We start from the raw sequence: 12,871 nt of genomic DNA, 5'->3' as shown, positions 1-12,871 counted from the left end.
GTAAGTGACCGGGGTTGAGGGTCGCAGACAACGCATTTGCAGCGTGAAAGGCGCCGGTTAAATTATTTGGCGTCGGTCGCCGTACCATTTGCATGCCAGGTAAAGACACCGAACTCGAATCCTTTCAGGTCGCCTTTCTGATCCCATGACAGCGGGCCCATCACGGTGTCCACAGTCGCGCCTTTCAGGTATTTAGCGATTTCCGCCGGATCGTCAGACTGATTCAGGCCCGCCTGCAGCGACTGCAGCGCCGCGTAGGTGGTCCAGACGAAGGCGCCGCTCGGATCCTGTTTTTTCGCCTTGATCGCATCCACAATCGGTTTGTTCGCCGGCACCTGGTCGTAGTTCTTCGGCTTGGTCACCAGCAAACCTTCCGCCGACTCGCCGGCGATGTTAGACAGGGAGACGTTCGCTACGCCTTCCGGGCCCATAAACTGGGTTTTCAGACCGGCAGCGCGGGCCTGACGCAGGATCTGGCCCATTTCCGGGTGATAGCCGCCATAATAGACGAAGTCGATATTCTCTTTCTTCAGGCGCGCTACCAGCGTGGAGAAGTCTTTCTCACCGGCGGTGATCCCGTCGAAGAAGACCACGTTCGCCCCGCCTTTTTTCAGGCCATCCTGCACCGCACGGGCCAAACCTTCGCCATACTGCTGTTTGTCATGCACCACTGCGATACGCTGCGGCTTCACTTTGTCGAGAATGTATTTCGCCGCGGTTGGTCCCTGGTCGGAGTCCAGTCCGGTGGTGCGCAGGATCAGCTTATAGCCGCGCGCGGTCAGCTCCGGCGCGGTTGCTGCCGGGGTGATCATCAGAATGCCTTCGTCTTCATAGATATCAGACGCCGGCTGAGTGGAAGAGGAGCACAGGTGGCCGATAACGTATTTGATCCCGTCGTTGACCACTTTGTTGGCGACCGCTACCGCCTGTTTCGGGTCGCAAGCGTCATCATATTTTACGATCTGCAGCTTATTGCCCTTAATGCCGCCCTTAGCATTGATATCCGCTACCGCCTGCTCGGCGCCGGTAAATTCCTGATCGCCGTACTGGGCCACCGGGCCGGACATCGCCCCGACTACCGCGATTTTGATATCTTCCGCCAGCGCCGCGCTGCTCATAACTAAGGCAATACATCCTGCCAGTAACGCTTTACCCTTCATATTCATCCTGAGGCTCCCCATTATTATGGTTTTTGCATTTGTTGTGATGTTGTTTGTTAGCGCATTATTTTGTTTATATCGATAGGAAAAGCATATGATAGCTAATCTACCGGGGGCTGCTCGCGCTTTTGCAGCACACTATGCTAAACATACCGTCATTCTGAGGAATTTGAAACGACTAAATTGCGGGCTATGTAACAGATAAGTGACAAATAAAAAAACCGCGCCAGCATGAACCGGACGCGGTGCAAAACAGGCCCTAATTACCAGCCAGCGGGCAGGTAGCCTACCGCGGACGCTATCGCGTAGACGGCGCTGCAAAGATACAACAACACAATGAAGCATTGGATAAGCGGATGGGTCATCCAGGCCGGACAGGTCCAGCCCGGCGTCAGGTCGCCACGCTGGCGGGCGCCCTTGAGCATCAGGATCGGCATAATCGATAAAATAACGCCGCTGAACACCCCGGCAAAATAGAGCGCGTTGACGAAGGAGACCATGCCGCTGTAGGCCAGCGCGAACGGCGGGATCGCCACCACCAGCAGTACCATCAGGCGACGGGCGGGCTGTTCGTCATTCCCCAGGCGGAACTGATCGAAGATATTGGTCAGGAAGCTGCCGCCCAGTCCCCAGTAGGAGGTCAACATCGCGCACAGCGCAAACAGGTTGGCGGAGAAGAAGGCCCATTCGCCAAGCGCCCTGCCCCAGGAGATGGTGGCCACATCCGAAATATTCTCCAGGCCGTTAAGCGAGATCACCGACAGCGGCACCAGCGCCAGCAGGGTAAAGGTCAGCGCCATGCCGACCATAATGGCTTTAGGCAATTTTTCCGGTTTGTCGGCGAAGCCCCGCGCCATTTCTGGGACGATATACTGTGCCGAGAAGCAGAACGCCACGACGTTGAAGACCGGAACCATATACAGCCAGTTGCCGTCGAGCAGATAGCCCACGCGGGTGGTCTCTTTCAGCAGCGTGGCAATCACCAGCACCGAGATCATCACCACCATACCGATGCTGATAAATTTCTCGCCGCGGCCGATCGCCTTCAGCCCCAGATAGAGCACCCCTGCCGCCGGGACGAAAAACAGCACGCTGCCCAGCGCCGGCGAGATGCCAAACAGCGAGTGCAGCAGCTTGCCGCTGCCGGTCATATAAGCCGTCAATGCCCCGACGCTGTTGACGCAGACGGAGAGGAACATCATTAGCGCGCCAAAGCCGCCGACGTAGCGCTTTGATAATCCGCTGAGCTGCAGATGTTTACGCGTGCGGAGCGTGGATTCCGCGACATAGAGCATGGTCACCGTGGTCAGGCTACCCACCAGCACCAGCCAGAACAGCAGCGGTAAGAAGCCCGCTTTACTTGACGCATAGGCGATAGAGAGGACGCCCGCGCCGATATTGGTACCGACAATCATCGATACGCCTTCGACGAAGCTCAGAGATTTTGCAGGGACAGCCGTACGTTCCCGGCCGGTGAGGACGGGAGAAAAGGTGGAGTTTTCAGACATAATACTTAATGAGATGGTCACTCCCTCCTTCCCGGTACTATGCTGAGGACAGGCTTTCATTCGGAGAACTATCATGGAAAACATTGCGCTCATTGGTATCGATCTGGGTAAAAACTCTTTCCATATTCATTGCCAGGATCGTCGCGGGAAGGCTGTTTACCGTAAAAAATTTACCCGGCCAAAGTTGATCGAATTTTTGGCGACATGCCCCGCTACAACCATCGCAATGGAAGCCTGTGGCGGTTCTCACTTTATGGCACGCAAGTTGGAAGAGTTGGGGCATTCCCCAAAGCTGATATCACCACAATTTGTCCGCCCGTTCGTTAAAAGCAATAAAAACGACTTTGTCGACGCCGAAGCTATTTGTGAAGCTGCATCGCGTCCGTCTATGCGTTTTGTGCAGCCCAGAACGGAATCTCAGCAGGCAATGCGGGCTCTGCATCGTGTCCGTGAATCCCTGGTTCAGGATAAGGTAAAAACAACCAATCAAATGCATGCTTTTCTGCTGGAATTTGGCATTAGCGTTCCCCGAGGAGCTGCCGTTATTAGCCGACTGAGTACCATTCTTGAGGATAATAGTTTGCCTCTTTACCTCAGCCAGTTATTGCTGAAATTACAACAGCATTATCACTATCTTGTTGAGCAGATTAAAGATTTGGAATCCCAGTTGAAACGAAAGTTGGACGAAGATGAGGTTGGACAGCGCTTGCTGAGCATTCCCTGCGTCGGAACACTGACAGCGAGTACTATTTCAACTGAGATTGGCGACGGGAAGCAGTACGCCAGCAGCCGTGACTTTGCGGCGGCAACAGGGCTTGTACCTCGGCAGTACAGCACGGGAGGTAGGACGACATTGCTGGGAATTAGTAAGCGAGGTAATAAAAAGATCCGAACTTTGTTGGTTCAATGTGCCAGGGTATTCATACAAAAACTGGAACACCAGTCTGGCAAATTGGCCGATTGGGTCAGGGATTTACTGTGCCGGAAAAGCAACTTTGTCGTCACTTGTGCTCTGGCAAACAAGCTGGCCAGAATAGCCTGGGCCCTAACGGCACGACAGCAAACTTATGTAGCATAACGGCAGAAATACACCGGTTTAAAGAATTACTGATCTGGTTTTGCGAATACTGATATTGATGATACTAACGGCCCACCGGCCTGTTGAGGAACCTGTAAAACGGAAAGGCTCATTGAAGCCGTATATTTTCTGGAGGTTCATCAGGCGCGGAACTCATCAAGGCGCGGGAATAAAATCCCATTCAGACGCCGGATAGATTCAAGCAAGCCAACTTGTCGTCAAAATCGGTGTTGCAAAAACGGGAGTGACCATAGATTCCGTTTTACTCCGGCGATTTTCACCGCCGGAAAAAAGGTGATATCAGGGTGATAAACCACTCACGCTGAGCATGAACAGGCGACTGCGGCGTCCTGTTTCTGTTCGGCTTCCCTGCCGCCGCAGCCCGCCGGGGAGACGTTAGCTCTTCAGTACGCGCGCCAGAATATCCAGCGCTTTCGAGAACTGGGCGTCCGGAATCGTCAGCGGATAGAGGAAGCGGATCACGTTGCCGTAGACGCCGCAGCTCAGCAGCAGCAGGCCGTTCTCCTGCGCTCTCTGTTGCACCTGGCGGGTGAACTCCGGCGACGGCTCGCCAGTTTGCGGATCGTTAAACTCCACTGCCACCATCGACCCCCGGCCGCGGACATCGACAATCGCCGGACAGGTGGCGCGCGCCTGGTTGAGCACTTCCTGCAGATGGCTACCCAGCTGCTCAGCGCGCTGGCACAGCTGCTCTTCGGCAATCACATCCAGCACCGCGTGCGCCGCGGCCACCGCCAGCGGGTTACCGGCATAGGTCCCGCCCAGTCCGCCTGGCGCTGGGGCATCCATTACCTCGGCGCGACCAACGACGCCCGACAGCGGGAAACCGCCGGCGAGGCTTTTCGCCATCGTCATCAGATCCGGTTTCACATCATAATGCTGCATGGCGAACAGCTTGCCGGTACGAGCGAAACCGGTTTGCACTTCATCGGCGATCAGCAGAATGCCGTGGGTATCGCACAGGTCGCGCAGCGCCTGCATGAAATCGGCCGGCGCGACGTTAAAGCCGCCTTCCCCCTGGATCGGCTCGAGGATGATGGCCGCGACCTGATCCGGCGCAATATCCGCTTTGAAAATGCGCTCCAGGCTTTTCAGCGCATCCGCGGTGGTCACGCCATGCGCCGCATTCGGGTAGACACCGTGATACACCGAACCCGGGAACGGCCCGAAGCCGATTTTGTAGGGTGCGACCTTACCGGTGAGGGCCATGGTCATAAAGGTACGGCCGTGGAAACCGCCGCCGAAAGTTATCAGCCCCGGACGACCGGTGTAAGCGCGGGCAATTTTCACCGCGTTCTCGACCGCTTCCGCGCCGGTGGTGAAGAAGGCCGTTTTTGCCGGCCCGTCAATCGGCGCCAGATCGTTGATACGTTCCGCCAGCGTGACATAGCTTTCGTACGGCACAATCTGATAGGCGGTGTGGGTGAACGCCTGCAGCTGGTCAGCAACCGCGGCAACCACCTTCGGATGACGGTGACCGGTATTTAACACGGCGATACCGGCGGCGAAATCGATCACCTCATTGCCTTCGATATCCCACAGCGTGGCGTTCTCCGCCTTCTCGACAAAGTAGTTACACATTACGCCTACGCCGCGCGGCGTCGCCTGCTGGCGACGTTGATTCAGTTCTGAGCTTTTCACCTGCGAATCTCCTGTCGTGTATGTCACGTTATCGCAACAAATTAGAAACGATGTCGTTTATTTACACAGGAGTTGGCCCTATAATCGAGTACCAATTTTGAATATCTGAGGGATCCAATTGCGTTCGCTGGTGGGTGACCTGGTGCTGGTCCGTCTGCAGGAAGAGCGCGACCCTCTTCTGCACAAACGCTTATACAACGCGCTTCGCCGCGCGATCCTTGACGGTTCGCTGGCACCGCAAAGCCGCCTGCCGCCGTCGCGGGACCTGGCGGGAGAACTCGGCGTATCAAGAAACACCATATTAACAACTTATGAACAATTACTGGCGGAAGGATATGTGGTTTCCCGTCGGGGAAGCGGAACATTCGTTGCCCAAACCGCCTCTGAAAGTTCCTTGACCGCTAAGGGTGAGCGGGAAAACAGCAGCATCGCGACATCGACGGCGCACCTTTCACGCCGCGGCCAGCACCTGCTCGGCCAGGTCAGCGCCAGCCCGCGCCAGTGGGGAGCGTTTATTCCCGGCGTACCGGACGTTAACGCCTTTCCCCATCCGCTGTTCAGCAAGATCCAGGCGCGCATCAGCCGTCGGCCAAAGCCGGAGCGGCTCAGCTACAGCTGCAACGGCGGTACCCCGGAGCTGCAGCAGGCGCTGGTGGATTATCTGCGGGTATCGCGCGGCGTCCACTGTCAGGCAGATCAAATTCTTATCACCGAGGGGATCCACCAGGCTATCGATCTGGTCACCCGCATTCTGTGCGACAGCGGCGATCTGGCGTGGGTGGAGGAGCCTTCCTACTGGGGCATTCGCCACCTGCTGGCGATGAATGACGTCCGGGCGGAGCCCCTGACCGTCGATGCCAACGGCCTGTGTCCGCCGGAAACGGTAGACGATGCGCCGCGGCTCATCTTTGTCACCCCCTCTCACCAGTATCCGCTGGGCGCAGTGATGAGCCTTGAACGTCGTCAGCGGCTGCTGGCGCTCGCCCGCCAGCAGGGGAGCTGGATCGTCGAAGATGATTATGACAGCGAGTTTCGCTTTTCCGGCCAGCCCATCCCCGCCCTGCAGGGGCTGGTGGCCGACGCGCCGGTGGTCTATATCGGCACCTTCAGTAAAACGCTCTATCCCGGCCTGCGTCTGGGCTATGTGGTGATCCCCCGTCCGCTGGTCAGCGATCTGAAGCACGCCCACGCCGAGCTTTACCGCGGCGGCCATTCGCTGATCCAGATGGCGCTGGCGGAGTTTATTACCGCTGGTCACTACTCGGCCCATATCCGCCGCATGCGCCTGCTCTACAGCCGTCGCCGCGCCTTTTTAACCGAGCTGATTCAGCGGCACTGTATGCCCGACGCCCTGTCGGACTTCAGCGATAATGCCGGGCTGCATTTGATCCTCAATTTACCGGAAGAGGCTGACGATGTGGCGATCGCCCGCGAGGCCAATGCGCGCCACATTCTGGTGCGGCCGCTCTCGCGCTACTACCTGACGGCGGCGCGTAAGAAAGGATTATTGATGGGATTTGCCAGCCAGCCCGAGGAGCAGATGGCGCCGGCGTTCAGCGTGCTGATCGGCTGCCTGCGGACGCACTGTCCAGAGGTGCTGCGGCCCATGGATGGCGCAGAAAAACAAAACGCCCCAACCTGAGGCGGGGCGTTATCGGGTTGCCTGGCGTCAGGCAGGGGTAGCGTATCAGGCTTCGATCGCCGCACGCAGTTTTTTCATGGCGTTCTTTTCCAGCTGACGCACGCGCTCTGCGGAGACGCCGTAGCGGTCAGCCAGCTCCTGCAGCGTGGACTTGTTGTCTTCGTCCAGCCAGCGGGCGCGGATGATATCCTGGCTACGCTCGTCCAGGCCCTGCATCGCGTCAGTCAGCTTATTCGCCGCCTGCTCTTCCCAGTTATCGTCTTCGATGCCATCGGCAAAGTTTGACGTTTTGTCCTGCAGATACAGGACCGGCGCCATCGGCTGGCTGTCGGATTCATCGTCCGACGACATGTCGAACGTCATGTCCTGGGCCGCCATGCGGGATTCCATCTCGCGGACGTCTTTGCTCGACACGCCCAGCTCACGGGCCACCATTTCCACTTCATCCTGGTTGAACCAACCCAGACGCTGTTTGGTTTTACGCAGGTTAAAGAACAGCTTACGCTGTGCTTTGGTGGTAGCGACCTTCACGATACGCCAGTTGCGCAGCACGTATTCGTGAATTTCGGCTTTAATCCAGTGCACGGCGAAGGAGACCAGGCGCACACCCACTTCCGGGTTGAAGCGACGCACGGCTTTCATCAGGCCGATATTGCCTTCCTGGATCAGATCCGCCTGCGGCAGGCCATAGCCCGAGTAGTTACGAGCAATGTGAACAACAAAGCGCAGGTGAGACAGAATCAGCTTTTTCGCTGCTTCCAGATCGCCCTGGTAATGCAGCTTTTCAGCAAGCTCCCGCTCTTCATCAGCCGACAGCATCGGCCAAGTGTTAGCGGCCCGGATATACGATTCCAGGTTACCAACGGGGGCTAAAGCTAAAGTTTGCATTTCTTTGGTCATTCAAATCCTCTCAATTGATATCTTCTGACGTGGTCTTGTCCCCATCAGGCAACAAGCATGCCAGCATTCATGAGCAACGAGAATATCACTCACATTAGTATCAGACAGTGATTTTATCCACAAGTTCCATGCAACGGTGTGAATAAATTACGCACAAAATGTGACACCACGATGAAAAAGTGAGGGCAGGAAAAGGAGAACAAGCTTGCGGTATCTTTCCCTGCGAACAGGAACTCATTGCAGCAGGGAAAGATTATATCACGCTTTTTTTAATCGGGAGTAAAGTGACGTAAATGTTGCACTGTCGCCAGCCAGGCGGCTACCCAGCCGATCATCGAGCAGACGATCAGCATCAGCAGACACTCGTCAAAGCCTAAGCCGCTTAGCTCAAACTGGGTGCCGAACACCTTCGCCACTTCGGTCACTGCCGACGAGAGGCGCATCACCAGAATCTCCGACAGGATCAGCGATAAAAACGCGCCGGAGAAGCCCAGCATCGCCCCGCCGTAGAGGAACGGACGCAGGATAAAGCCGTCGGTGGCGCCGATCAGTTTCTGCACGTTAATGGTATCGCGGCGGGCGAAGATGCTCAGGCGCACGCTGTTGCCGATCACCAGGAACACCGCCGCCACCATCAGCACGCCAATCATCGCCGACACGCGGCCCACCAGCCCGGTGAGCGAGGAGAGGCGGGCAAACCAGCTGTCGTCCATCCGCACCTCATCGACCCCCTGGATCCGCGATACCCGATCGCGCAGGGTATTCAGCGCTTCCGTGCTCTGGAAATCCAGCTTCGGCACCACGATGGCGACCGCCGGCAGCGGGTTCTCTTCCAGCATATCCAGGGCGCCGCCAAAGCCGGACCAGTTACGGAATTCACCCAATGCCTCGTCACGTGACAAATAGTTCACCTTGTCGACGCCCTGCTCCGCCTGCAGCTGACCTACCACCCGCGCCGCGGCGTCGTCATCCAGCGTTTTTTCCAGATACACGGTGATCTGCGGCGAGGGATAGTACTGTGACGCCGCACTGCTGACGTTTTTGTAGACCATGTAGCAGACGCTTGGCAGGGTCAACGAGATGGCGATAACCATCACCGTCAGGAAGGTGGCCAGCGGTGTGCTTTTTAAATCCTGGAGCGCGCCGTGCCAGGCGTAGCGCACCTGTTCGTTGAACACGTTGCTCTTACGCGAGGCCGGGTTAGGCGCCGCTTTCGGCCGTTTTGGCGCATTGCGCCCGCCGCCGCCGCCGCCCGCCGCGTTGCGCAGGCGATCGAACTTGCTGCCGAACTGGCGGATTTGGTTCATTGCGTCGCGCTTATTCACCCCGAATGCCTCCATGCAGATGGCCGTCGCTGAGCGTCAGCACGCGGTACGGACGGCTGGAGATAAGCCCCAGATCGTGCGTGGCCATCAGTACCGTCACCCCGACGCGGTTAAACTCTTCAAACAGACGTAAAATCCCCTCCGAGAGCGCCTCGTCGAGGTTACCGGTCGGTTCATCCGCCAGCAGTACCGCCGGCTTGTTGACCACCGCGCGAGCGATCCCCACGCGCTGCTGCTCGCCGCCGGAGAGCTGAATCGGAAAGTTCTTCGCTTTGTCCAGCAGCCCGACCTTGTCCAGCGCCGCCGAGACGCGGCGACGAATGTCATCGCCGCTGGCGCCGGCGATAATCAGCGGGATCGCCACGTTGTCATACACGGTGCGATCCATCAGCAAATGGTGGTCCTGGAAAATCATGCCGATCTGGCGGCGCAGGAACGGCACCTCACGGCTCTTCAGGCGGCTGATTTCATGACCGCTGAAGAAGATTTTGCCGGCGCTGGGCCGTTCGATACCACAGATAAGCTTCAGCAGGGTACTTTTCCCTGCGCCGGAGTGGCCGGTCAGAAACGCCATCTCGCCCGGCTGCAGGTGGAAGTTCACCCCCTGCAGCGCTTGTCTCCCACCGAGATAGGCTTTGCTGACTTGTTCAAAGCGAATCATTCTTAATCCTCTCGGGCAAAAAGTGCCTCAATAAAGTCGCCCGCATTAAACGGACGCAGATCCTCAATACGCTCGCCGACGCCAATATAGCGAATCGGAATGCCGAACTGGTCGGCCACCGAGAAGATCACGCCGCCTTTGGCGGTGCCATCCAGCTTGGTCAGGGTGATCCCGGTCAAACCTACCGCCTCATGGAACAGTTTGGCCTGGCTAATGGCATTCTGCCCGGTGCTGGCGTCGATGGTTAACATCACCTCATGCGGCGCGTCGACGTCCAGCTTTTTCATCACCCGGACGATCTTCTTCAGCTCTTCCATCAGGTGCGATTTATTCTGCAGACGCCCAGCGGTATCGGCAATCAGCACATCAACATGGCGCGCCTTCGCCGCCTGAATGGCGTCGAAAATCACCGAAGCGGAATCGGCGCCGGTGTGCTGGGCGATCACCGGGATATTGTTACGCTGCCCCCAGACCTGCAACTGTTCTACCGCCGCCGCACGGAAGGTATCCCCCGCCGCCAGCATCACCGATTTGCCCTGCTGCTCAAACTGACGCGCCAGCTTGCCGATGGTGGTGGTTTTCCCCACCCCGTTCACGCCGACCATCAGAATAACAAATGGCGTTTTGCCTTCAACGTTCAGCGGCGCATCCACTTTGGCGAGAATCTCACCCATCTCTTCTTTCAGCAGGCCGTACAGCGCCTCCGCATCGCGCAGCTGCTTACGGCTGGCGCCCTCAGTGAGGTTAGTAATGATCTTGCGGGTGGTCTCCACCCCGACATCAGCGATCAGCAGCTGCTCTTCCAGCTCTTCAAACAGATCGTCGTCGATCTTCTTACCGCGGAACAGGCTGATAAATCCGGAACCGAGATTTTCTTTTGTTTTCAGAAGACTACGTTTTAGGCGGGCAAAAAAGCCTTCTTTCGTCGGTTTTTCCTGCTCCTGGGCCAGTTCTTCCACCGGCGCCTCGTCTTCTGGCGCCGGCACCACCACCGCCGCCTCTTCTGCCGCCTCGGCCGCCAGCGCCTGCGCTTCCAGCTCTTCATCGCTTAACGGCGCGTCCTCTTCCGGCGCTTCCGTCTCCTGCGGCTGGGCAACAGCATCCTCTACAGGCTGCTCAGCCACGACCTCCGCCGCCACCGGTTCGGCGATAACCTCTTCCGCCAGCGACTCAACCACCGCAGGCTGTTCAGCCGGTTCGCTGACCGCGGGCTCCGGTTCAACAGCAGGCGCTTCTTCGGTCAGAGCAGGCGCTTCCACCCACTCTTCTTCCTGCACGCTGGCAGGCTCCGCAAGGTGGGCCTTTTCGTTTTCGACCACCGTCTCGGTGACGTCGACGACCTCTTCGGCAAACGCCTCCGGGTCCGCTTTCGGCGCGCTCGGCTCGGCAGGGGTTGCCGCCGCCGGCGTCTCATCAGCAACCGCTTGTTGTTCTTCTACTTTTTGTTCAGTCTCGGTTTCCTGTGCCTGTTCTTTCTGTCCAAAGCCCAGCCAGGAAAAGAAGCCACGTTTTTTCTCTTTTGCCATTTGCGACCACACTCCTCGCTGTTTATTCATGGCGCAGCTTCATCAGAAGCTGAAAAAATGATGAAATTAGTTGGATAGTCTATCACTTAACTTAACTCGCAGCACCGCCCCCGGATTAAGGTTTCGTCAACCGCCGTCGATCGCTAGAATAGCAGGCCGGAAGTTGAGACTTGAGCAGAGAGATGAAAAAACCAAACCACGCGGGCAGCGGTCAGATCCGCATCATCGGCGGGCAATGGCGCGGCCGTAAATTACCGGTGCCGGAGAGCCCGGGCCTGCGGCCGACCACCGACCGGGTTCGCGAAACCCTTTTTAACTGGCTGGCGCCGTCCATCGTTGACGCGCACTGCCTCGACTGCTTTGCCGGCAGCGGCGCGCTGGGGCTTGAGGCACTGTCCCGCTATGCGGCCAGCACTACGCTACTGGAGATGGAGCGCGGCGTCGCTCAGCAGTTGCAAAAAAACCTGGCCACCCTGAAAGCGGATCGCGGCAAGGTGATCGCGACCAACACCCTCAGCTTCCTGAGCCAACCGGGCACGCCGCATGAGATCGTATTCGTCGACCCACCGTTCCGTCAGGGGCTGCTGGAGGAGACGCTGCGCCTGCTGGAAACGCAGGGCTGGCTGGCCGATGAGGCCCTGGTGTACGTCGAAAGCGAAGTCGAAAACGGTTTACCGCCGGTACCGGCAAACTGGCATCTGTATCGTGAAAAAGTGGCCGGACAGGTCGCGTACCGTCTTTACCAACGTGAGGCCCAAGGAGAGAACCATGCTGATTAATTTAGGCCGCCTGCTGATGCTGTGCGTCTGGGCCTTTCTGTTATTGAATCTGTTTCAGCCCTTCCCGAAGCCGCTGAATATCTTCGTCAACGTCGCGCTGATTTTTATGATCCTGATGCATGGTCTGCAGCTGACGCTGCTCAAGGCGACGCAGCCGAAAGATGCCCCGCCGCTGGGCCGCTTTGAGCAAATCCGCATTTTTATCTTCGGCGTGTTTGAGCTCGTCGCCTGGCAGAAAAAACTGAAGGCGACGCTGAAGAAATAGTCCTGACAAGGGCTCAGGGATCGGGCGTAAACGCCACGAACGCTGTGCCCTTATAACTCAACATCCCGCGATCGCCGACGCTCAGCGCATGATACTGCGGCGCGTCAAGGCGAAACACCACCTCCAGCCCGCCGTTCTCAGGGCGAAAGCTCGCTTCATAGCGCATCTCGCTGCCCGCAGGCGTCACCGTCTGCTGCCGCGAACGCCGATCGTTAATCACTTTTTCCCGCTTATTGCTGACGATCACCCGCTTTTGCAACACCGGCGCGGCGTCGTTCGCCAGTTTTTCGCGGCGCTGCTGCACATAACGAAACGAAGCCGCCACCACAATCACCGCGACGACCAGAACAAAAAAGAGCGGCATT

Annotated in this window: 12 protein-coding genes; 4 read left to right on the top strand and 8 right to left on the bottom strand. The window is 57.6% G+C overall.

The genetic code is table 11. The features are described 5' to 3' along the window. Positions 1 to 62 precede the first annotated feature (62 nt). On the bottom strand, positions 63 to 1,166 hold the full coding sequence (livJ, locus tag ABLU50_RS09410) for a branched chain amino acid ABC transporter substrate-binding protein LivJ (protein ID WP_002920812.1): 1,104 nt from the start codon (positions 1,164 to 1,166) through the stop codon (positions 63 to 65). 257 nt (positions 1,167 to 1,423) lie between these two features. Next, positions 1,424 to 2,668, bottom strand: a complete 1,245-nt coding sequence (locus tag ABLU50_RS09405; protein WP_017899980.1) for an amino acid permease — start codon at positions 2,666 to 2,668, stop codon at positions 1,424 to 1,426. A 73-nt stretch (positions 2,669 to 2,741) separates the two neighbouring features. Here ABLU50_RS09405 and ABLU50_RS09400 point away from each other — a divergent pair, with 73 nt between their 5' ends. After that, positions 2,742 to 3,746: an IS110-like element IS4321 family transposase gene (locus ABLU50_RS09400; RefSeq protein ID WP_000427623.1), complete on the top strand. Its 1,005-nt coding sequence runs from the start codon at positions 2,742 to 2,744 to the stop codon at positions 3,744 to 3,746. 396 nt (positions 3,747 to 4,142) lie between these two features. Here the strand turns inward: ABLU50_RS09400 and ABLU50_RS09395 are convergent, their stop codons facing one another. Next, positions 4,143 to 5,408: a 4-aminobutyrate--2-oxoglutarate transaminase gene (locus tag ABLU50_RS09395; RefSeq protein WP_023319267.1), complete on the bottom strand. Its 1,266-nt coding sequence runs from the start codon at positions 5,406 to 5,408 to the stop codon at positions 4,143 to 4,145. Between the two features lie 118 nt (positions 5,409 to 5,526). Here ABLU50_RS09395 and ABLU50_RS09390 point away from each other — a divergent pair, with 118 nt between their 5' ends. Beyond that, positions 5,527 to 7,050, top strand: coding sequence for a PLP-dependent aminotransferase family protein (locus ABLU50_RS09390; protein WP_087832460.1), 1,524 nt, complete (start codon positions 5,527 to 5,529; stop codon positions 7,048 to 7,050). A 45-nt stretch (positions 7,051 to 7,095) separates the two neighbouring features. On the opposite strand, the gene rpoH is transcribed toward ABLU50_RS09390, so the two are convergent. The 4 genes from rpoH to ftsY form a co-directional block, all read right to left on the bottom strand. Beyond that, on the bottom strand, positions 7,096 to 7,950 hold the full coding sequence (gene rpoH, locus ABLU50_RS09385) for an RNA polymerase sigma factor RpoH (RefSeq protein WP_002920815.1): 855 nt from the start codon (positions 7,948 to 7,950) through the stop codon (positions 7,096 to 7,098). 269 nt (positions 7,951 to 8,219) lie between these two features. Continuing rightward, the gene (ftsX, locus tag ABLU50_RS09380; protein ID WP_002920816.1) at positions 8,220 to 9,275 is read right to left on the bottom strand and encodes a permease-like cell division protein FtsX; all 1,056 of its coding nucleotides are present in this window, start codon (positions 9,273 to 9,275) and stop codon (positions 8,220 to 8,222) included. Next, positions 9,268 to 9,936, bottom strand: coding sequence for a cell division ATP-binding protein FtsE (gene ftsE, locus ABLU50_RS09375; protein WP_004202097.1), 669 nt, complete (start codon positions 9,934 to 9,936; stop codon positions 9,268 to 9,270). Before ftsE ends, ftsX begins: the two co-directional genes overlap by 8 nt. Positions 9,937 to 9,938: 2 nt before the next feature. Continuing rightward, positions 9,939 to 11,462 (bottom strand): signal recognition particle-docking protein FtsY, encoded by a 1,524-nt coding sequence (gene ftsY, locus ABLU50_RS09370; RefSeq protein WP_087832459.1) that lies wholly within the window; start codon positions 11,460 to 11,462, stop codon positions 9,939 to 9,941. Positions 11,463 to 11,644: 182 nt separating this feature from the next. Here ftsY and rsmD point away from each other — a divergent pair, with 182 nt between their 5' ends. Together rsmD and ABLU50_RS09360 are read left to right on the top strand one after the other, a co-directional pair. Further along, positions 11,645 to 12,241, top strand: coding sequence for a 16S rRNA (guanine(966)-N(2))-methyltransferase (gene rsmD / locus ABLU50_RS09365; RefSeq protein WP_004202093.1), 597 nt, complete (start codon positions 11,645 to 11,647; stop codon positions 12,239 to 12,241). Next, positions 12,231 to 12,506: a DUF1145 family protein gene (locus tag ABLU50_RS09360; protein WP_004202092.1), complete on the top strand. Its 276-nt coding sequence runs from the start codon at positions 12,231 to 12,233 to the stop codon at positions 12,504 to 12,506. Before rsmD ends, ABLU50_RS09360 begins: the two co-directional genes overlap by 11 nt. Before the next feature lie 13 nt (positions 12,507 to 12,519). On the opposite strand, the gene ABLU50_RS09355 is transcribed toward ABLU50_RS09360, so the two are convergent. Then, positions 12,520 to 12,870, bottom strand: coding sequence for a DUF2500 domain-containing protein (locus tag ABLU50_RS09355; protein ID WP_023291234.1), 351 nt, complete (start codon positions 12,868 to 12,870; stop codon positions 12,520 to 12,522). Position 12,871 lies beyond the last annotated feature (1 nt).

It is taken from the genome of Klebsiella sp. GG_Kp173 (genome assembly GCF_040062415.1).
In the GTDB taxonomy this organism is placed as follows: domain Bacteria; phylum Pseudomonadota; class Gammaproteobacteria; order Enterobacterales; family Enterobacteriaceae; genus Klebsiella; species Klebsiella quasipneumoniae.
Note: the sequence above shows the minus strand (reverse complement) of the source record. Positions and strands in the feature narration are given on the sequence as shown.

What these genes read in the sequence shown, in the direction of transcription:
- ftsE (WP_004202097.1), bottom strand. Translation starts at nt 9,936, where the DNA reads ATGATTCGCTTTGAACAAGTCAGCAAAGCCTATCTCGGTGGGAGACAA.
- livJ (WP_002920812.1), bottom strand. Translation starts at nt 1,166, where the DNA reads ATGAATATGAAGGGTAAAGCGTTACTGGCAGGATGTATTGCCTTAGTT.
- ABLU50_RS09405 (WP_017899980.1), bottom strand. Translation starts at nt 2,668, where the DNA reads ATGTCTGAAAACTCCACCTTTTCTCCCGTCCTCACCGGCCGGGAACGT.
- ftsY (WP_087832459.1), bottom strand. Translation starts at nt 11,462, where the DNA reads ATGGCAAAAGAGAAAAAACGTGGCTTCTTTTCCTGGCTGGGCTTTGGA.
- ABLU50_RS09355 (WP_023291234.1), bottom strand. Translation starts at nt 12,870, where the DNA reads ATGCCGCTCTTTTTTGTTCTGGTCGTCGCGGTGATTGTGGTGGCGGCT.
- rpoH (WP_002920815.1), bottom strand. Translation starts at nt 7,950, where the DNA reads ATGACCAAAGAAATGCAAACTTTAGCTTTAGCCCCCGTTGGTAACCTG.
- ABLU50_RS09400 (WP_000427623.1), top strand. Translation starts at nt 2,742, where the DNA reads ATGGAAAACATTGCGCTCATTGGTATCGATCTGGGTAAAAACTCTTTC.
- rsmD (WP_004202093.1), top strand. Translation starts at nt 11,645, where the DNA reads ATGAAAAAACCAAACCACGCGGGCAGCGGTCAGATCCGCATCATCGGC.
- ABLU50_RS09360 (WP_004202092.1), top strand. Translation starts at nt 12,231, where the DNA reads ATGCTGATTAATTTAGGCCGCCTGCTGATGCTGTGCGTCTGGGCCTTT.